Origin of the sequence: Streptomyces sp. NBC_00289 (assembly GCF_041435115.1) — a bacterium.
Classification (GTDB): domain Bacteria; phylum Actinomycetota; class Actinomycetes; order Streptomycetales; family Streptomycetaceae; genus Streptomyces.
In genome coordinates this window covers 3,568,653-3,587,950 of sequence record NZ_CP108046.1, presented here as the reverse complement: position 1 = coordinate 3,587,950, position 19,298 = coordinate 3,568,653, and the positions used below count along the sequence as shown (strand labels likewise).

Sequence of the window (19,298 nt, the reverse complement as noted above, 5' to 3'; positions counted from 1 at the left end):
ACCCCTGCCCGTCATCGAACAAGGTGGGGCTCGGCGGCGCCGGGACTCGCTGCCGACACCACGTGCCTTCGGCCGCCGAGGCTCCCTCAGCCCGCCACCCGCAACAACAGCACCGCCCGGGCCGGTACGGTGATCGCCGTGCCCGCCCGGTGGGTGACCGCCGGCGCCTCCGCCTGTTCCTCCCGCGAGGTGTCGACGACCACCTCGTAGCGCTCCGCCCAGGGCGGTCCGGGCAGGACGAAGCTCGTCGGCCGGTCGCCGGCGTGCAGGACGGCGAGGAAGCTGTCGTCGAGGATCGGTGTCCCCCGCTCGTCGCGGCCCGGGATGTCCCGGCCGGAGAGGTACATCCCCAGCGTGGCCGCGGGCGCGTACCAGTCCCGTTCCGTCATCTCCGTGCCCCGCGCGGTGAACCAGGCCAGGTCCCGCAGTCCGTCGGCCGAGTGCGCGCGTCCGGAGAAGAAGGCCCGGCGGCGGAGCACCGGGTGCCGGTGGCGCAGCCGGATCAGCCGGGAGGTCAGGTCGAAGAGCGCCTTCCAGCCGGGGTCCTCCAGCAGTCCCCAGTCCAGCCAGCTGATCTCGTTGTCCTGGCAGTACGCGTTGTTGCTGCCGCGCTGGGTACGCCCCAGTTCGTCGCCGGCCACCAGCATTGGTACGCCCGTCGACAGCAGCAGCGTGGTCAGCAGGTTCCGCAGCTGGCGCCGCCGCAGGGCCTGTACGCGCTCGTCGTCCGTCTCGCCCTCGGTGCCGCAGTTCCACGCCCGGTTGTCGTCCGTGCCGTCCCGGTTGCCCTCACCGTTCGCCTCGTTGTGCTTGCGCTCGTAGGACACCAGGTCGCGCAGGGTGAAACCGTCGTGCGCGGTCACGAAGTTGACCGACGCGTAGGGCCTGCGGCCGCCCCACGCGTACAGGTCGCTGGACCCCGACAGGCGGTAGCCGAGATCGCGGACGTCGGGCAGCGCGCCCCGCCAGAAGTCCCGTACGGCGTTGCGGTACCGGTCGTTCCACTCGGTCCACAGGGGCGGGAACGCGCCCACCTGGTAGCCGCCCGAGCCCACGTCCCACGGCTCGGCGATCAGCTTCACCCGGCGCAGCACCGGGTCCTGGGCGATCACCGCGAGAAAGGGGGACAGCATGTCGACGTCGTGCATGGAACGCGCCAGCGCGGCCGCCAGGTCGAAGCGGAAGCCGTCGACGCCCATCTCGGTCACCCAGTACCGCAGCGAGTCCGTGATCAGGCGCAGTACGTGCGGCTGGACGACGTGCAGGGTGTTGCCGCAGCCCGTGTAGTCCGCGTACCTCCGGGCGTCCGACTGCAACCGGTAGTAGCCCCGGTTGTCGATGCCCTTGAGGGACAGCGTGGGGCCCAGCTCACCGGCCTCCGCGGTGTGGTTGTAGACCACGTCGAGGATGACCTCGATCCCGGCCGCGTGCAGCGCGCCCACCATCCGCTTGAACTCGCCGACCTGCTGGCCGGTGGTGCCGGAGGCGGCGTAGCCGGCGTGCGGGGCGAAGTAGCCGATCGAGTTGTAGCCCCAGTAGTTCTTCAGTCCCCGGCGCAGCAGGTGGTCCTCGTGCGCGAACTGGTGCACCGGCAGCAGTTCGACGGCGGTCACGCCGAGCTTCACCAGATGCTCGATCGCGGCCGGATGGGCGAGACCGGCGTAGGTTCCGCGGAGTTCCTCGGGGATGCCCGGATGGAGTTCGGTGAACCCCTTGACGTGCAGCTCGTAGATCACCGAGTCGGCCCACGGCGTCTTGGGGCGCCGGTCGTCCGCCCAGTCGTCGTCGTCATGGACGACGACCCCCTTCGGGACGTACGGCGCCGAGTCCCGGTCGTCCCGCACGGTGTCCGCCACCTGCTGTTGGGGCCAGTCCCGCACATGCCCGTACACCTCGGGCGGCAGGCCGAAGTCGCCGTCCACCGCGCGCGCGTACGGGTCGAGAAGGAGTTTCGCCTCGTTCCAGCGGGCGCCGGTCCACGGGTCCCAGCGGCCCCGCACCCGGTAGCCGTACCGCTGTCCGGGCATCACACCCGGCACGAACCCGTGCCAGATCTCGTGCGTCAGCTCGGTCAGCCGCGCCCGCGTCTCCCGGCCCTCCTCGTCGAACAGACACAGCTCCACCGACTCCGCCCCGCCGGCCCACAGCGCGAAGTTGGTGCCCGCCACCCCGTCCGGGCCCACCCGGAAACGGGCGCCCAGCGGCATCGACGCGCCGGGCCACACCGGCACGGGCACCTTGCGGTGCGCGCCGTTCACGGCGGCGGCAGGGCGCCCGTCCCCGGCGGCGCGCCCCTCGGCCACCGCCTCCTGCTCGGCTGCGCTGGACACCTGTTCAGCCTCCCACGGCTCGTGGAACGACGTGCAAGGCGCGTACGGCGTCCCGGCCGCGGCTCCCCGTCGCGTCGTTCTCCCCACTGTTCTGCCCAGAGCTTGGGTCGCACTCACGTTTCCCCGAAGCGCACCCGGTCGTTGGGCATCGCGTGAGGCATGGACAAGGGCGCGCGCGGCGCGCGAGGGCCGCACTGGCCGCCGTACTGACATGGGCAGGACTGCTGGCCGGGGCCACCGGCTGTACTTCGGAGGGCACGAGTGCGATCGAGCAGGTGCTCGGCAAACCCCCGGCACCCGAGGACGTCATCCGGGTCACCCCCGACGACGGGAGCAGGGGCGTACGACCCGACCGGACGCTCCTGGTGCGGGTGCCCAGTGGACGTATCGAGTCGGTGAAGGTCGTCAGGTCCCAGGACGCACAGGAGTCCCCGGTGCCGGGGCACGTCTCCGAGGACGGCCTGCGCTGGGAGCCCGACGACGAGAAACTGGCCCTGGCCGCCCGGTACACGGTCGACGCGGTGGCCCTGGACGGCCGGGGCCGCCGCTCCGCCCGGCACACCACCTTCACGACGTACGTTCCCGACAAACGCTTCATCGGATACGTCACCCCGGAGAACCGCTCGACCGTCGGCACCGGAATGATCGTGTCCCTGGAGTTCAACCGGGCGATCGAGCACCGCGCCGCCGTCGAGCGGGCGATCCACGTCACCGCGAAGCCGCCGGTCGAGATCCGCCCCCACTGGTTCGGCGGCGCCCGCCTCGACTTCCGCCCCGAGCGGTACTGGAAGCCGGGTACGCAGGTCACCGTCGCCCTGCGGCTGCGGGACGTCGAGGGGGCACCCGGCGTCTACGGGGTCCAGTACAAGACGTTCTCCTTCACCGTCGGCCGCAGTCAGGTCTCCCTGGTCGACGCGGCCCGGCACACCATGGACGTCCGGCGCGACGGCGACCTCCTCGCCACCGTCCCGATCACGGCCGGCGCCCCGAAGACCACCACGTACAACGGCAGGATGGTCATCACCGAGATGCTCGAGGTGACCCGCATGAACAGCCGTACCGTCGGCTTCGGCGGCGAGTACGACATCCCGGACGTCCCGCACGCCATGCGCCTGACGGACTCCGGCACCTTCCTGCACGGCAACTACTGGGCGCCGGACGCCCCCGGGAACATCAATGTCAGCCACGGCTGCGTGGGGCTCAGGGACGTGAAGGGCGGCAGCTCGGACTCGCCCGCCGGCTGGTTCTTCGACCGCAGTCTGGTCGGCGACGTCGTCGAGGTCGTCCACAGCAATGACAAGAAGGTCGCTCCCGACAACGGCCTCGGCGGATGGAACATGGGCTGGAGCGAGTGGAAGGCGGGCAGTGCGGTGAAGTGACCGGCAGGGGGGGCGTTCTCTCCCAACTTTCCGTTGAAGTTGGGACTGAACGGTGACCTTGACCTGACACGATGCTCAAAACCCGCCGGTTAATATGCGCCGATGCGTGCGTGGAGCGCGCCGGGGCGGGCCTGACCAGGCCCGGCGAGGGGAGAAGAGTTGAACGTGCGACCGATATCGGGGGCGTCGGTTGACGCACGCGGGCGTGGCCGCAAGAAGCTGTTGGCACCGGTGGTCGGAGTGCTGCTTCTTGCGGTGACGGCGTGCGGAGGGGGTGGCGGCTCGGACTCGGGGGCCGGCGGCGCGACGGAGCAGGGCTCGTCCACCACGCAGAGCAAGCAGTCGGAGGCCGTCGTCTCCATCGCGCCCAAGGACGGTGCGAAGTCCGTCGACACCAGTGGCGCCCTGAAGGTGGGCGCCACCAAGGGCAAGCTGACCCAGGTCGAGGTCAAGGACGCCAAGGGCGGGAAGATAGCCGGGAAGATATCCGGCGACGGTGCCGGCTGGACACCGGCCACGCACCTGGCCGCCTCCACCACCTACACGGTGCACGCGATCGCCAAGGACTCGGCGGGCCGTACGGCCGCCGAGGACTCCAGCTTCACCACGCTGACGCCGCAGAACACCTTCATCGGCAACTTCACTCCCGAGGACGGCTCGAAGGTCGGCGTCGGCATGCCGTTCTCGATCCGCTTCACCCGGGGCATCACCAGCCCCGAGGACGTCGAGAAGGCCATCACGATCAGGACCGTGCCCGCCGTCGACGTCCAAGGCCACTGGTTCGGCAACGACCGCCTCGACTTCCGTCCGGAGAAGTACTGGAAGGAAGGCACCAAGGTCACCGTCGACCTCGCGCTCGACGGTGTCGAGGGCCGCGACGGCGTCTACGGCAAGCAGTCCAAGACCGTCTCCTTCACCATCGGCCGCGACCAGGTCTCGATCGTGGACGCCAAGAAGCACACGATGAAGGTCACCCAGGACGGCAAGGTCGTCAAGACCGTTCCGGTCACCACCGGCAAGCCCGGCTACGAGACCTGGAACGGCCAGATGGTCATCAGCGAGAAGCTCCGGGTGACCCGGATGAACGGCGAGACGGTCGGCTACGGCGGCGAGTACGACATCAAGGACGTGCCGGACGCGATGCGCCTGACCACCTCCGGCACCTTCATCCACGGCAACTACTGGGGCGGCGACGCCTTCGGCAACTACAACGCCAGCCACGGCTGCGTCGGCCTGCAGGACGTGCGCGGCGGCTCCGACCGCGGGCTTCCCGCGGGCTGGTTCTTCGACCACTCGATGGTCGGCGACGTGGTCGAGGTCAAGAACTCCGAGGATCAGACCGTCGCCCCGGACAACGGGCTCAACGGCTGGAACATGTCGTGGGACAAGTGGACGGCCTGACCGTCTGACGTCTCGCGGTGCGGGCACGGCCCCGGTGTGTGAGGTAGCGCACCGGGGCCGTTGGCGTTAGTGGCCGTTAACCTGCCTGCATGACCGTGAATCTCGAAGTAGCCGAGGGCGTCGGCACCCTGCGCCTCGACCGCCCGCCGATGAACGCGCTGGACGTCGCCACCCAGGACCGGCTCAAGGAGCTCGCCGAGGAGGCCACCCGGCGCGAGGACGTGCGCGCCGTGGTGATCTACGGCGGCGAGAAGGTGTTCGCGGCGGGCGCGGACATCAAGGAGATGCAGGCCATGGACCACACCGCGATGATCCTGCGGGCGAAGGCCCTGCAGGACTCGTTCACGGCGGTGGCCCGCATCCCCAAGCCGGTGGTGGCCGCCGTCACCGGCTACGCGCTGGGCGGCGGCTGCGAGCTCGCCCTGTGCGCGGACTTCCGGATCGCCGCCGACAACGCCAAGCTGGGCCAGCCGGAGATCCTGCTCGGCCTCATCCCGGGCGCCGGCGGCACGCAGCGCCTCTCCCGGCTGATCGGTCCCTCGAAGGCGAAGGACCTGATCTTCACCGGCCGGATGGTGAAGGCGGACGAGGCCCACACGCTGGGCCTGGTGGACCGGGTGGTCCCGGCCGCCGACGTCTACACGGAGGCCCACGCCTGGGCGGCCAGGCTGGCGCAGGGCCCGGCGATCGCGCTCCGGGCGGCGAAGGAGTCGATCGACACCGGCCTGGAGACGGACATCGAGACGGGCCTGGCCGTCGAACGCAACTGGTTCGCGGGCCTGTTCGCGACGGAGGACCGTGAGCGCGGGATGCGCAGCTTCGTGGATGAGGGCCCCGGCAAGGCGAAATTCCTCTGAACCCCTTGCAATTGACAGGGTGTCTGATCCGGTGGTCGATCGGGGTCCCTCGATGGGACGGTTTATGGCAGCCTTAAGGCGGCCTTAAGCCTGTCTTGTCGAGGGAGCCTGTCGATTGCCTCCAGCCGAGCCTTCTCCGCAGGCCAGAAGGGTCGTTGACGGTGCCGATGTGCCGTTGGCATATGCCGATCGACCCCATCGGAACGAGGGATTCCGGAGGGTGTATTCGGCGGGAACGGCCCCGGCGGCCGGTTCGGGCGGCCATGATGGGGGCATGGCGGGGCTGGAGGGCATCGAACAGCCGCGGGGACACAGCCGTGCGGCCGCGGCGCGCTGGTCGCCTGCGGTCGAGGACGAACACGCGCTGAAAGCACTCGAGTTGTTCGGCAATCCCACCGAGGCCGAGGTTCCGCTGCCGTCCCGCCCCGAGTCCGCGGCCACGGCCCGCCGACTGGCCCAGGTGGTGGTCCTGCGTCAGTGGGGACTCACCCCGAAGATGACGGAAGACGCCGTCTTACTGGTCTCCGAACTGGTCGGCAACGCCGTACGGCACACCGGCGCCCGCGTCTTCGGTCTCCGTATGCGCCGCCGCCGCGGCTGGATCCGCGTCGAGGTCCGCGACCCCTCCCGGGGCCTGCCCTGTCTGATGCCGGTCCAGGAGACGGACATCAGCGGGCGCGGACTGTTCCTCGTCGACAAGCTGTCCGACCGCTGGGGCGTCGACCTGCTGCCACGGGGCAAGACCACCTGGTTCGAGATGAGGGTGGCCGACCGCTAGGGCGTGCCCGCTGACCGAGTGTCCGGCCGCCACTCGGTCCAATAGCCGGTTTTCGCCCGGTACACCCCTTAAATGGTGCGGGTGACCACGACCGACCGCCGTACGGCGCTGCGCACGGGTGCCGCACTCCTCGCCGGAAGCACGCTCGCCGGATGCTCCACCGCCGGCGCCGTCGCGCACCCCGCCCGCACGTCCCCCGCGACCCCGACCGCACCCCCACCGGCCTCCGCCCCCGCCCCCCGCGCCTTCCCCGGTCAACCGGCCCAAGTCACCCACGGCCCCCGCGCCCACCCCCGCGTCGCCCTCACCTTCCACGGACACGGCGATCCGGCCATCGCCCGCGCCCTCCTCGGCGAGGCCGAACGGCAGGGCGCCCGCGTCACCGTCCTCGCCGTCGGCACCTGGCTCGACGAACACCCCGGCCTGGCCCGCCGCATCCTCGACGGCGGCCATGACCTCGGCAACCACACCCAGCGCCACCTGGGCATCAACACCATGTCCGAGGCCGAGGCCCGTGCGGAGATCACCGGTTGCGCCGAGCGGCTGCGCGGACTCACCGGGTCCATCGGCACCTGGTTCCGCCCCTCCCGCGCCGCCCGCGCCTCCCCGCTCGTCGAACGCCTCGCCCGCGACGCGGGCTACCCCCACGTCCTGTCGTACGACGTCGACTCCCTCGACTTCACTTCGCCCGGCGCCCCCGCCGTCACCCGTACCGTCCTCGGCGAGATCCGCAACGGATCCGTGGTGAGCCTGCACTTCGGCTACCCCGACACGGTCGCCGCGCTGCCCGCCGTACTCGAAGAGCTCGACCGCCGCGGACTGCGCGCGGTCACCACCACGGAGCTGCTCAGCTGATGCGACCCACCGAAACCGCGCGCGCCCTGATCCTCGCCGTCGCCTTCTCCGTCCTCGCCTCCCTCGCCGCCTGCGGCTCGGCCACACACGAGCACGGGGACCAGGTCCACGGCACCAGGGCCGGCCACGTGCCGCCCGCGCCACCGCAGCGGGCGAAGAAGAAGGCCGTCCCGGGTCTGCCCGGCATGCCGCCCGTGCTCGACCCGCAGGACGTGTACGCCGCCGACCGCCCCAACCGGCTCTCCCCGGTGGTCAAGGACTTCCCGTCGCGGATCTACGTCCCCAACACGGAGTCCGACACCGTCTCCGTCATCGACCCGAAGACGTACGAGGTCGTCGACACGATCCGCGTCGGCCGTCAGCCCCAGCACGTCGTGCCCTCCTGGGACATGAAGACGCTGTGGGTCAACAACAACCGCGGCCACACCCTCACCCCCATCGACCCGAGGACGGGGAAGGCCGGCAGGTCCGTCGACGTCCACGACCCGTACAACCTGTACTTCACGCCCAATGGCAAGTACGCCGTCGTCATGGCCTCCCTCGACCGCGAACTCGCCTTCCGGGACCCGCACACGATGAAGCTCCTGAAGACGGTCCCGGTCAGCTGCTACGGCGTCAACCACGCCGACTTCTCCCTCGACGGCCGCTACTTCATCGTCTCCTGCGAGTTCAGCGGCGAACTCCTCAAGGTCGACACGGCGCAGATGAAGGTCGTGGCGCAGCAGCGGCTCCCCTTCCGCGGCGCGATGCCTCAGGACGTCAAGATCTCTCCCGACGGCAAGCGGTTCTACGTCGCCGACATGATGGCCGACGGCATGTGGGTCCTGGACGGCGACACCTTCGCCAGGCCGGAGCTCCTGCCCACCGGCAAGGGCGCCCACGGTCTGTACGTCAGCCGCGACTCACGGGAGATGTACGTCTCCAACCGCGGCGAGGGCACCGTGTCCGTGTTCGACTTCACCCAGAACCGGCTCACCAAGAAGTGGCACCTTCCGCAGGGCGGCAGCCCCGACATGGGCGGCGTCTCCGCCGACGGCAAGATCCTGTGGCTGTCCGGCCGGTACAACTCCGAGGTCTACGCCATCGACACCCGTACCGGTGTCCAGCTCGCCCGGATCAAGGTCGGCAGCGGACCGCACGGCCTCGCGGTCTACCCGCAGCCGGGCCGCTACTCGCTGGGCCACACCGGGATCTTCCGCTGACCGGGTGCCCGCTCCGCGACCCGGGTCAGCGGGCGATGAGCAGCGCCTCCGCGCCCACCGGTGCGTAACCCGCCGCCTGGAACGCCCGCATGCTCCGGGCGTTCCCCGGCGAGATCTGGGCCCAGACCGGTTCGCCGCCGCCGAGGTGCCGCGCGGCCAGGGCCAGGGCCCGCCCCAGCCCCCGGTGCCGTACGTCCTCGTCCACCTCGACGGCGACCTCCAGCCGGCCCGCTATCCCGCGGCCCAGGACCAGCACCCCGCCCTCGGCGGCCCACACCCGGACCTCGTCACGCCGCCTGCGGGAGCTCAGCACCCGGGGATGGCCGGGATCACCGATCTCCTCCAGCGCGAGCTGCGGACCGCCCGGCAGCGGAGCGCCGACCGCCATCACGTCGATCGTGTCGGTGCGGCGCCCCGTACGTGTCACGAAGGCGTCGAGGAAGCGCGCGTTCATCGTCGCGGCGAGCGCGTCGCAGTCGGCCTCGGCCAGCGTCCGGCGCACCCACGCGGGGTCCTCGTCCGTGAAGACGACGGAGTGCGCGGTGAAGGAGAGGACGCCGGCGTCGCGGTGGGAGTGCTGGGCGACGACCGTCGTACCGCCGTCCGCCGGCGGGAAGACACCCCGGGCCGCCGCGTCGAGAATGTCCCGCAAAGTCTGCGCCATCGTGCCCCGTCCCCTCGTTCCGGCCCTCGAGTCTCCACCCACCGGAAGGCCCACACTCCCAGACATGATCGAGAACGGCACCGGACTTTTCACCAACGGGGAGCGGGCCCGGGCCGCCGGACCGACCGTGCGCACCAACCGCTACCGGTCCGACGAGGGCGCCCTGCCCCCGGTGGCCCGCTCCGCGGCCGGCTGGTCGCCCGCCACCGCGAGGTGCCGGCCGTGGTGACGGGCCGGGGGCCGGCCCGGCGCACCGTGCCGAGTTCGCCTGGGTGGTCGAGGCGCTGGAGGATCGGGCGGGCGGTTAACCTGACCTGCGTCAGTACGACAGCACGTAACGAGCAGCACGAGCAAAAAGGGGCGGATCGGTGGCGGACATCGACGAGGCACGCAAGCACTTCGAGCGGATCGACACGGACGGCGACGGCTTCATCACCGCGGCCGAGTTCAAGACCGCTCTCGCCCAGGGGGGCGACTGGAACGTCACCGAGTCGGTGGCCGAGGCGATCATCAAGAGCCGTGACCTCAACGGCGACAAGGTCCTCTCCTTCGACGAGTTCTGGTCGCACCTGAACAAGTGACGCGGACGGCAGGGGCGCCGGTCCGGCCACGGACGGGCGCCCCTTCGTCATGTCCGGGACGCACCCGTTCGCCGCACGTCCGGAATAGCGGGACCGGTCCGTCGGTTGGTGGTGCCCGTCGGCGGAGCCGCCCCGGCTCCTCGGATACGACCCGGAAACGGCGAGGCGAGTCACATGAAGATCGGCATCATCGGCGCGGGCAACATCGGCGGCAACCTCACCCGGCGGCTCACCGCCCTCGGCCACGAGGTCTCCGTCGCCAACTCCCGCGGCCCGCAGACGCTCACCGAACTCGCGAAGGAGACGGGCGCGACCCCCGTCACGGTCGGGGAGGCGGCCCGCGGCGCGGAGATCGTCGTGGTCACCGTCCCCGTGAAGGCGGTCCCCGGCCTTCCCTCGGGACTGCTCGACGGCGCGGCCGACGGCTTCGTCGTCATCGACACCGGCAACTACTACCCGCAGCAGCGGGACGGCAGGATCGCGGAGATCGAGGACGGCCTCACCGAGAGCCGCTGGGCCGAACGGCAGCTCGGCCACCCCGTGATCAAGGCGTTCAACGGCACCTACGCCCAGGACATCCTGGACCGCCCGCGCCCGGCCGGCGACCCCGACCGCGTGGCCCTCCCGGTGGCCGGCGACGACGAGGCGGCCAAGCGGAAGGTGCGCGACCTCATCGACGAGCTCGGCTTCGACACCGTGGACGCGGGTGGCCTCGACGACTCGTGGCGCCAGCAGCCCGGCACACCGGTGTACGGCCTGCGCGAGGGCGTCGAGGGCGTGACGAAGGCACTGTCCGAGGCGAGCCCGGAGCGGACCCCGGACTTCACCGCCTAGGAAACGCCCGGGAGCTGTCCCGCACGGCAGCTCCCGGCTCCGGCCGTTGTGCTGCCCCTGTCACACGATCTCCAGGGGCACGTGCGGCCCGTCCGGGAGCAGGACCTCGACCGGGTCACCCGGCCGCACGGTTCCGCCGGTGACGACGACACTCATGATTCCGGACCTGAACCGGGCCGTCCCGTCCTCGTCGCGCCCGACCATCTCCCTCATCAGGCCCTTGCCGAGGGTGTCGATCTGCGCGCAGGGATTCCGCAGCCCGGTGACCTCGACGACGGCCTCGGCGCCGAGCCGCAGCAGCGTCCCGGCCGGCAGGCCCAGCAGGTCGATCCCCCGGGTCGTGACGTTCTCCCCGAGCTGACCGGCGGCGACCTCGAAGCCGGCCTCCCGCACCTCGTCGAACAGCTCCTCGTGAATGAGGTGCACCTGCCGCAGATTCGGCTGCGAAGGGTCCCGTCTCATCCGGAACCGGTGCTTCACCGTCGTCCCGGCATGCACGTCACCCTCCACCCCGAGCCCGGCGAGCAGCATGATGCTCTCCCGGTTCGGCTTGGTGAACGAGTACGTCCCGTTGCTGCTGACCGCGGCGATCGCCCCACCCATGGCACGTGGCTCCCCTCTTGTCTACGGTTGCTCCCGACCCAGGGCCAGAGCCTAAGGGAGGCCGCCATGCCGAGGAACGCGCTGCCCCGCGTCGACGAGCACACGACGGTCGTCGCGGCGGGCGCCGACGCCGTGTGGCGCGCGGTGAGCGACACGCTGGACGCGTCCTTCGCCGGCCGGAACGCGACCGCCTACGGCCGTCTCGTCGGCTGCGCCGACCGCACGTCCTCCGGCCCCCGCCCGCTCACCGAGGGCTCGACGCTCCCCGGCTTCCGGGTCACCGCCGCGGTCCCGGGCCGCACCCTGACCCTGGAGGGCTCCCACCGCTTCTCGACGTACGCCCTGATCTTCCGCATCGAGGAGACGGCGCCCGGCCGTCACCGCCTGCGCGCCGAGACACGGGCCGCCTTCCCCGGGCCGGCGGGCGCCGTGTACCGCGTCCTCGCCATCGGCACCGGACTTCACGCCGCGGGCGTGCGCCGCCTGCTCGCGGGGGTACGGCGGCGGGCGGAGTGAGTCAGGCGTCCCCGGCCCACTTCCGCAGCGCGGCCCTGCTCGTGAAGTCGGCCACGTCCTTGTCGTGCGGGCTGTCGCTGTACTGGTGGAAGCGCCACTTCGCCTTGATGCGGGGCTCGCCGGCGGTGACGTAGTCGGCGATCCACAGACCGTCGCCGGCGTACGAGGTGGTGTCGATGTTCAGCCAGAAGTTCCTGTTCGCGTACAGGATGACCCGGTTGTCGGGCCGCAGCTCCTTCACCTTGCGGATGAAGCGGTCCTTCTCCGCGTTGCTCGCGTGGGTGCCCTCGCCGGTCGTCTCCCAGTCGACCGCGAGGATGTCGCCCGCCTTCTCGGGGGCGTGCTTGACGAAGTACTCGGCCTGGGCCGTGAGGTTGCCGGGCCAGAGGAAGTGATAGAAGCCGACGACGAGACCGGCCTCGCGGGCCCTCTTCGTCTGGGCGGAGAGCCTCGGATTGACGTACGAACGCCCCTCCGTCGCCTTGATGAAGACGAAGGAGATGTCGTCCGTGTCGTAGGAGGAGGACTGGTACGCACTCACGTCTATGCCGCGCAACATGGGGTCTCCCTGAAGTGCCGGTGGGGGAACAGGTGTTGGGCCCTGTTCGGCTCTGTTGCCCACCCTGGCATGGGTGATCCGTCCTCTACGCGGACTTGTCGCGGAAACGTGACGCTCGACGGGGCCGGCGGAACACCGGCCCGGACGTCAGCACTCGATGATGTTCACCGCCAGCCCGCCCCGGGCCGTCTCCTTGTACTTGACGCTCATGTCCGCCCCGGTCTCCTTCATCGTCTTGATGACCTTGTCCAGGGACACCATGTGCGAGCCGTCGCCGCGCATGGCCATCCGGGCGGCCGTGACCGCCTTCGCCGCGGCCATGCCGTTGCGTTCGATGCAGGGGATCTGGACCAGGCCGCCGACCGGGTCGCAGGTGAGGCCGAGGTTGTGTTCCATGCCGATCTCGGCGGCGTTCTCCACCTGTTCGGGGCTGCCGCCGAGGACTTCGGCGAGGGCGCCGGCCGCCATCGAGCAGGCCGAGCCGACCTCGCCCTGGCAGCCGACCTCGGCGCCCGAGATGGAGGCGTTCTCCTTGAACAGCATGCCGATCGCGCCGGCGGCGAGCAGGAAGCGGACCACGCCGTCCTCGTCGGCGCCCGGCACGAAGTTGATGTAGTAGTGCAGGACCGCCGGGATGATGCCGGCCGCGCCGTTGGTGGGAGCGGTCACCACCCGGCCGCCGGCCGCGTTCTCCTCGTTGACCGCCATCGCGTAGAGCGTGATCCACTCCATGGCGTGCGCCAACGGGTCGCCCTCCGCGCGGAGTTGGCGTGCCGAGACGGCGGCCCTGCGGCGCACCCGCAGCCCGCCCGGCAGGATGCCCTCACGGGACATGCCGCGCGTCACGCACGCCTGCATCACCCGCCAGATCTCCAGGAGACCGGTGCGGATCTCCTCCTCCGTGCGCCAGGCCCGCTCGTTCTCCAGCATCAGCGCGGAGATCGACAGGCCGGTCTCCTTCGTCAGGCGCAGCAGCTCGTCGCCCGTGCGGAAGGGGTACTTGAGGACCGTGTCGTCCAGTTTGATGCGGTCGGCGCCGACCGCGTCCTCGTCGACGACGAAGCCGCCGCCCACCGAGTAGTACGTCTTCGACAGCAGCTCGGCCCCCGAGGCGTCGTACGCCCACAGGGTCATGCCGTTCGCGTGGTACGGGAGCGTCTTACGGCGGTGCAGGACCAGGTCGTCGTCGAAGGAGAACGGGATCTCGTGCTCGCCCAGGAGTTGGATCCGGCCGGCTTCCTTGATCCGCTCCACCCGCTCGTCCGCGCCCTCCACGTCCACCGTCCGCGGTGAGGCGCCCTCCAGGCCGAGCAGCACCGCCTTGGGCGTGCCGTGGCCGTGGCCGGTCGCGCCGAGGGAGCCGTACAGCTCGGCGCGGGCCGAGGCGACGGAGTCCAGCAGACCCTCGTTGCGCAGCCGGCGGGCGAAGATGCGCGCCGCCCGCATCGGGCCGACCGTGTGGGAGCTGGACGGGCCGATGCCGATCGAGAACAGGTCGAAGACCGAGATGGCCACGGTGACTCCTCAAAAACGGGGGTGGAACATGGGGCGGGGCACCGCGCGCGCCGCAGCAGCATGTGCTTCCAGTGTGCGCGGTGCCCCGGTGAAACGGGACTAGCTGCCCAGCGTGGGATACAGCGGGTGCTTCTCCGCCAGGGCCGTCACCCGGGCCTTCAGGGCTGCGACGTCGTAGGACGGCTTGAGCGTCTCCGCGATCACGTCCGCGACCTCCGCGAAGTCCTCGGCCGTGAAGCCGCGGGTGGCGAGGGCCGGCGTACCGATGCGCAGCCCGGAGGTCACCATCGGCGGGCGCGGGTCGTTCGGGACGGCGTTGCGGTTGACCGTGATGCCGACCTCGTGGAGGCGGTCCTCGGCCTGCCGGCCGTCCAGCTCGGACTCGCGCAGGTCGACCAGGATCAGGTGCACGTCCGTGCCGCCGGACAGGACGTTCACGCCGGCCTCGCGGGCGTCCGGGGCGGTCAGCCGCTCGGCCAGCAGCCGTGCTCCCTCGACCGTGCGCCGCTGGCGCTCCTTGAACTCCTCGCTCGCCGCGACCTTGAAGGACACCGCCTTCGCCGCGATCACGTGCTCGAGCGGACCGCCCTGGAAGCCCGGGAAGACCGACGAGTTGAGCTTCTTGGCGAAGTCCTGCTTCGCCAGGATGATCCCGCCGCGCGGGCCGCCCAGCGTCTTGTGGGTGGTGGAGGTGACCACGTCCGCGTACTCCACCGGGTTCGGGTGGAGACCGGCCGCGACCAGGCCCGCGAAGTGCGCCATGTCGACCCACAGGTAGGCGCCGACCTCGTCCGCGATCCGGCGGAACTCCGCGAAGTCCAGCTGCCGCGGGTACGCCGACCAGCCGGCGATGATCACCTTCGGCCGGTGCTCCTTGGCGAGCTGCTCGACCTCGGCCATGTCGACCAGGCCGGAGTCCTCCACGTGGTAGGCGACCACGTTGAACTGCTTGCCGGAGAAGTTCAGCCGCATCCCGTGGGTCAGGTGGCCGCCGTGCGCCAGGTCCAGGCCGAGGATGGTGTCGCCGGGCTGGGCCAGCGCGAACAGCGCGGCCTGGTTGGCGGAGGCGCCCGAGTGCGGCTGCACGTTGGCGTACTCGGCGCCGAACAGCTCCTTGACCCGGTCGATCGCGATCTGCTCGGCGACGTCGACGTGCTCGCAGCCGCCGTAGTAGCGGCGGCCCGGGTAGCCCTCGGCGTACTTGTTGGTGAGGACCGAGCCCTGCGCCTCCATGACCGCGACCGGGGCGAAGTTCTCCGAGGCGATCATCTCGAGCGTGGACTGCTGGCGCCGCAGTTCGGCGTCGACCGCGGCGGCGATGTCCGGGTCGAGCTCGTGCAGGGGCGTGTTCAGTTGCGACGTGTGGTCGGACATGGGTCTACGACTCCTCAGCCGGCGGAAAAGGCGGTGTACTCGTCGGCCGAGAGCAGGTCGGCCGGCTCGTCCGTGACGCGTACCTTGAACAGCCATCCGCCCTCGAAGGGGGCGGAGTTCACCAGCGACGGGTCGTTGACGACGTCCTCGTTGACCTCCGTGACCTCGCCGGTCACCGGGGAGTACAGGTCGCTGACCGACTTGGTCGACTCCAGCTCACCGATGGTCTCGCCCGCGGTCACGGTGGCGCCGGCGTCGGGGAGCTGGACGAAGACCACGTCGCCGAGCGCGTTGGCCGCGTGCTCGGTGATGCCGACCGTCGCCACGCCGTCCTCGGCGGCCGACAGCCACTCGTGCTCCTTGCTGTAGCGCAGCTGCTGGGGGTTGCTCATGGCCTGAATTCTCCTGTACGCGGGGGAGTGCTGGTGAATGGGGGACTGGTGGGAGCACGTGTGAGCAGGCGCGATGTGCCCGACATCACGTGCGGACGGTTACGGCCGTGCTGATCGCGGCCGCGACGGTCACGACCGTGGCGGTGCCGGCCGTGCCGAGGACGACAGTGTCACTTCTGCCGCTTGTAGAACGGCAGAGCCACGACCTCGTAGGGCTCGTGGGTGCCCCGGATGTCCACGCCGACTCCGGGCGTGCCCGGCCGCGCGTGCGCCGCGTCGACGTACGCCATCGCGATCGGCCGGCCGAGCGTGGGGGAGGGGGCACCGGAGGTGACCTCGCCGATCACCTCGCCGCCGGCGACCACGGGGTACCCGGCGCGCGGGACACGGCGGCCCTCGGCGGCCAGGCCGACCAGGACGCGCGGCGGGTTCTCGGCCGAACGGGCGGCGGCCGCGCGCAGCGCCTCGCGCCCCACGAAGTCGCCCTCCTTCTCGAACTTCACCACCCGGCCGAGCCCGGCGTCGAAGGGGGTGAGCGAGGTCGACAGCTCGTGCCCGTACAGCGGCATGCCCGCCTCCAGGCGCAGCGTGTCCCGGCAGGACAGGCCGCAGGGGACCAGACCGGCGCCCTCGCCCGCCTTGGTCAGCGCCTGCCACAGCTCGACGGCGTGCTCCGGCTTCACGAACAGCTCGAAGCCGTCCTCACCGGTGTATCCGGTGCGCGCGATCAGCGCCGGGACACCGGCGACGGTGCCGGGCAGGCCCGCGTAGTACTTCAGGCCGTCCAGGTCGGCGTCGGTGAGCGACTTCAGGATGCCGGGGGACTCGGGGCCCTGGACGGCGAGCAGCGCGTAGCCGTCCCGGTCGTCGCGCACCTCGGCGTCGAAGCCCTCCGCCCGGCGCACCAGCGCGTCCAGCACCACCTGGGCGTTGGAGGCGTTGGCGACGACCATGTACTCCCGCTCCTGGAGCCGGTACACGATCAGGTCGTCCAGGATGCCGCCGTCCTCCTGGCAGATCATGGTGTAGCGGGCGCGGCCGACGCCGATCGTGCCCATGTTGCCGACCAGCGAGTGGTCCAGCAGGGCGACGGCCTGCGGGCCGCTGACCGTGATCTCGCCCATGTGCGAGAGGTCGAAGAGACCGGCCCTGGTGCGTACGGCGTTGTGCTCGTCGCGCTCGGAGCCGTAGCGCAACGGCATGTCCCAGCCGGCGAAGTCGGTCATCGTCGCGCCGAGCGAACGGTGCAGGGCGTCGAGCGCGGTATGGCGGGGTGCGGTACTGCTCATCGGTCGGTCGTCTCCCAGGGCATGACGGCGAGGTCGTTCCTCCCCATCTGTCATCGGAACCTGAGAGGTTCGCCATGACCCGCGAAGCGGTCGTCATGGTTTGCACCTTGGGTGGAGCCACTGTCACAGCGGCCCGCTTTTCAGATGTGCCTCGCCCGCGCGGTAACGGGGCCTGAGAGATTCAAGGGAGGGACTTGCTCCTTCGGCGCCCCAGCGACGTACTGCTGGGAACTCTCCCGCGCGGATTCAAGCGGCCGGTATGCAGTTGGCGCCGACATCATTGCACGCATCGCCCGCACGTGGGCAGACCACCTCTGTAACCGGCTTGTGGCAGTAAGCGCATGAAAACGCGAGACACCGCGTATTACCTTCTCTTTACACTCGACGGGGAGGGTACTCGTGCCCACCCCAGGGGAGGACGATCAGGGTGAAGAGGACCACTGCGTACGCCACGACCTCGGCCGTCGCGCTGCCCGAGCAGCCGTCTGCCACGGCCCGAGAGGCGTGCGGGGCACGCCCGGCACCCGTCCTCCGCGACCTGCGCGAGCGGGGCGGCCACAGCCCGCACGCGCTCCTCTTCGGGCCCCGCGATCTCGTCGTGATCACCGGACTGCCCGGCAGCGGCAAGTCCACGCTCATGCGGCGCACCGTCCGCGGACTGCGCGTCGACTCCCAGGACACCCGCGACCGCTGGGACTCCCGGATGCCGCGGTTCCTGCCGTACGCGGTCTACCGCCCACTGGTGCGGCTGGCCCACTACGCGGGGCTGCGCCGCGCCCTGCGCACCGGTGAGGGAGTGGTCGTGCACGACTGCGGCACGCAGGCCTGGGTGCGCGACTGGCTGGCCCGCGTGGCCCGCCGCCGGGGCGGCACCCTGCATCTGCTGCTCCTCGACGTCCCGCCCGGTACCGCGCTGGCGGGCCAGCGCGAGCGCGGCCGGGGTGTCTCGCGGTACGCCTTCCTGCGCCACCGCACGGCGGCCGGCCGGCTGCTGCGCTCCGCCGAGCGGGGCGATCTGCCCGTGGGCTGCGCCTCGGCGGTCCTGCTGGACCGCGACGCGGCAGACGTGCTCGCCCGAATCGGCTTCACCGGCTGACCGGGCGGACCGGGCGGACCGGGCGGTCATGTGTCCGGCGTCCGGCGTCCGGCGCCCGACGTCGCGTCGGCCCGGCCGCCCGTGCCGCCGGCCCGGCCACGGACGGGTTCCGCGGTCCGGCCGTGCGTCGCGTCGACGTCGCGTCGGCCCGGCCGCGCGTCCCGCCCCAGCAGCCGCGCGTCCCGCCGTCCGCCCCCACCCGATAGCCTTTCCAGCCACACCAGCGGTTCTCAGCAGGCGGTCAGACAGAGATGGACTTCCCAGCGGATCTCCCCGCGGACTTTCCGGCGCAGGCACACCCCCATCCGCACGGCGGATGGCCCGGCAACGAGCTGGAGGAGGTGCTCTCCGCCGCCCTCGGCATGCCCGCGGCCGGGGGACGGATCATCGAGGTGCTCGGGCGCAGTTTCGTCTGGGTGCCGCTGCCCGGCGGGGGCGGTCCGCACAGCGGCCCGCTCGACCTGCCGACCCTGGAGATCGAGGGCCAGACGTACGTGCCGGTCTTCAGCTCCGAGGAGCAGTTCCGGCAGGTCGTCGGCTCGCACCTGTCGTACACGATCGCGCCCGCCGTGGAGTTCGCGCGCGGCCTGCCGCCGCAGGTGGGCATCGCCGTCAACCCGGACGGCACGGTCGGCGTGCCGCTGCCGCCGTCCGCCGTGGCCGAGCTGTGCCGTGTCGGGCGGACCCCGCTGGACGGCCCGTCGAGCGGCGGCCGGGTCCGGCTCTTCGAACCCGACTGGCAGGACGACCCGGTGGACTTCCTGGCCGCCGCGTCGGCCGAGTTCGCCGGGACCGGCGTCGTCCGCACCGCCCGCCGCTGCCTCGCCGCGATCGAGACGGCCGACCCGGTGATGTTCGTCGGCGTCGAACTGTCCCAGTGGGAGGGCGATCCGAGGGCCCTGCCGCTGGAGGCCCTCGGCCGGGCCCTGGACCGGTTCCCGGTGGGCTGGCCGGTCAATCTGGTCCTGATGGACGTGACCCAGGACCCGGTGGCCGAATGGCTGCGCGGGCACGTCCGCCCCTTCTATCAGTACGGTCCCTAGAGCGCGCCCGAAGAGACCGCGGGCGGAACG

At 71.2% G+C, this 19,298-nt stretch carries 20 protein-coding genes and 1 riboswitch; of the genes, 12 read left to right on the top strand and 8 right to left on the bottom strand.

What is annotated here, in order from left to right:
• Window positions 1–86: 86 nt before the first annotated feature.
• Window positions 87–2,330, bottom strand: a complete 2,244-nt coding sequence (glgX, locus tag OG985_RS16295) for a glycogen debranching protein GlgX (RefSeq protein ID WP_371669055.1) — start codon at window positions 2,328–2,330, stop codon at window positions 87–89.
• Window positions 2,331–2,482: 152 nt separating this feature from the next.
• Between glgX and OG985_RS16290 the strand changes: the two genes are divergently transcribed.
• From OG985_RS16290 to OG985_RS16265, 6 genes are all read left to right on the top strand, one after another.
• Window positions 2,483–3,709, top strand: a complete 1,227-nt coding sequence (locus OG985_RS16290; protein WP_371669054.1) for an Ig-like domain-containing protein — start codon at window positions 2,483–2,485, stop codon at window positions 3,707–3,709.
• A gap of 159 nt (window positions 3,710–3,868) precedes the next feature.
• A complete protein-coding gene (locus OG985_RS16285) occupies window positions 3,869–5,110 on the top strand; it encodes an Ig-like domain-containing protein (protein WP_371669053.1) in 1,242 nt (413 codons plus the stop codon).
• An 89-nt stretch (window positions 5,111–5,199) separates the two neighbouring features.
• Window positions 5,200–5,967, top strand: a complete 768-nt coding sequence (locus OG985_RS16280; RefSeq protein WP_371669052.1) for an enoyl-CoA hydratase/isomerase family protein — start codon at window positions 5,200–5,202, stop codon at window positions 5,965–5,967.
• Between the two features lie 274 nt (window positions 5,968–6,241).
• Entirely contained in the window at window positions 6,242–6,745 is a 504-nt protein-coding gene (locus OG985_RS16275) for an ATP-binding protein (RefSeq protein ID WP_371669051.1), read from the top strand.
• 72 nt (window positions 6,746–6,817) lie between these two features.
• Window positions 6,818–7,600, top strand: a complete 783-nt coding sequence (locus OG985_RS16270) for a polysaccharide deacetylase family protein (protein WP_371669050.1) — start codon at window positions 6,818–6,820, stop codon at window positions 7,598–7,600.
• Window positions 7,600–8,802 carry a YncE family protein gene (locus OG985_RS16265; protein WP_371669049.1) on the top strand — a complete coding sequence of 401 codons (1,203 nt, stop codon included), beginning with the start codon at window positions 7,600–7,602 and terminating at the stop codon, window positions 8,800–8,802. The genes OG985_RS16270 and OG985_RS16265 overlap by 1 nt, the downstream gene beginning before the upstream one ends.
• Window positions 8,803–8,827: 25 nt before the next feature.
• Here OG985_RS16265 and OG985_RS16260 read toward each other — a convergent pair whose 3' ends face one another.
• Complete coding sequence (locus OG985_RS16260) at window positions 8,828–9,466, bottom strand: GNAT family N-acetyltransferase (protein ID WP_371669048.1); 639 nt, start codon at window positions 9,464–9,466, stop codon at window positions 8,828–8,830.
• Between the two features lie 64 nt (window positions 9,467–9,530).
• On the opposite strand from OG985_RS16260, the gene OG985_RS16255 reads away from it, so the two are divergent.
• From OG985_RS16255 to OG985_RS16245, 3 genes are all read left to right on the top strand, one after another.
• Window positions 9,531–9,695, top strand: coding sequence for a hypothetical protein (locus OG985_RS16255; protein WP_371669047.1), 165 nt, complete (start codon window positions 9,531–9,533; stop codon window positions 9,693–9,695).
• 139 nt (window positions 9,696–9,834) lie between these two features.
• The gene (locus OG985_RS16250; RefSeq protein WP_371669046.1) at window positions 9,835–10,047 is read left to right on the top strand and encodes an EF-hand domain-containing protein; all 213 of its coding nucleotides are present in this window, start codon (window positions 9,835–9,837) and stop codon (window positions 10,045–10,047) included.
• Between the two features lie 174 nt (window positions 10,048–10,221).
• The gene (locus OG985_RS16245; RefSeq protein WP_371669045.1) at window positions 10,222–10,881 is read left to right on the top strand and encodes an NADPH-dependent F420 reductase; all 660 of its coding nucleotides are present in this window, start codon (window positions 10,222–10,224) and stop codon (window positions 10,879–10,881) included.
• Window positions 10,882–10,941: 60 nt separating this feature from the next.
• Here the strand turns inward: OG985_RS16245 and OG985_RS16240 are convergent, their stop codons facing one another.
• Window positions 10,942–11,484 carry an MOSC domain-containing protein gene (locus OG985_RS16240; RefSeq protein ID WP_371669044.1) on the bottom strand — a complete coding sequence of 181 codons (543 nt, stop codon included), beginning with the start codon at window positions 11,482–11,484 and terminating at the stop codon, window positions 10,942–10,944.
• Between the two features lie 66 nt (window positions 11,485–11,550).
• On the opposite strand from OG985_RS16240, the gene OG985_RS16235 reads away from it, so the two are divergent.
• Window positions 11,551–12,000, top strand: a complete 450-nt coding sequence (locus OG985_RS16235; protein ID WP_371669043.1) for a hypothetical protein — start codon at window positions 11,551–11,553, stop codon at window positions 11,998–12,000.
• Between the two features lies 1 nt (window position 12,001).
• Here OG985_RS16235 and OG985_RS16230 read toward each other — a convergent pair whose 3' ends face one another.
• The 5 genes from OG985_RS16230 to gcvT form a co-directional block, all read right to left on the bottom strand.
• Window positions 12,002–12,559 carry a glycoside hydrolase family 25 protein gene (locus OG985_RS16230; protein WP_371669042.1) on the bottom strand — a complete coding sequence of 186 codons (558 nt, stop codon included), beginning with the start codon at window positions 12,557–12,559 and terminating at the stop codon, window positions 12,002–12,004.
• A gap of 147 nt (window positions 12,560–12,706) precedes the next feature.
• Complete coding sequence (locus OG985_RS16225) at window positions 12,707–14,074, bottom strand: L-serine ammonia-lyase (RefSeq protein WP_371669041.1); 1,368 nt, start codon at window positions 14,072–14,074, stop codon at window positions 12,707–12,709.
• Window positions 14,075–14,173: 99 nt separating this feature from the next.
• Window positions 14,174–15,448: a serine hydroxymethyltransferase gene (gene glyA / locus OG985_RS16220; RefSeq protein WP_371669040.1), complete on the bottom strand. Its 1,275-nt coding sequence runs from the start codon at window positions 15,446–15,448 to the stop codon at window positions 14,174–14,176.
• 14 nt (window positions 15,449–15,462) lie between these two features.
• Entirely contained in the window at window positions 15,463–15,840 is a 378-nt protein-coding gene (gene gcvH, locus OG985_RS16215; protein ID WP_371669039.1) for a glycine cleavage system protein GcvH, read from the bottom strand.
• Window positions 15,841–16,010: 170 nt separating this feature from the next.
• On the bottom strand, window positions 16,011–17,129 hold the full coding sequence (gcvT, locus tag OG985_RS16210; RefSeq protein ID WP_371669038.1) for a glycine cleavage system aminomethyltransferase GcvT: 1,119 nt from the start codon (window positions 17,127–17,129) through the stop codon (window positions 16,011–16,013).
• Between the two features lie 150 nt (window positions 17,130–17,279).
• Window positions 17,280–17,378, bottom strand: a riboswitch (glycine riboswitch).
• Window positions 17,379–17,556: 178 nt separating this feature from the next.
• Between gcvT and OG985_RS16205 the strand changes: the two genes are divergently transcribed.
• Both OG985_RS16205 and OG985_RS16200 read left to right on the top strand, forming a co-directional pair.
• Window positions 17,557–18,225: an AAA family ATPase gene (locus OG985_RS16205; RefSeq protein ID WP_371669037.1), complete on the top strand. Its 669-nt coding sequence runs from the start codon at window positions 17,557–17,559 to the stop codon at window positions 18,223–18,225.
• A 251-nt stretch (window positions 18,226–18,476) separates the two neighbouring features.
• Window positions 18,477–19,268, top strand: coding sequence for an enhanced serine sensitivity protein SseB (locus tag OG985_RS16200; RefSeq protein ID WP_371669036.1), 792 nt, complete (start codon window positions 18,477–18,479; stop codon window positions 19,266–19,268).
• The last annotated feature ends 30 nt before the right edge of the window (window positions 19,269–19,298 follow it).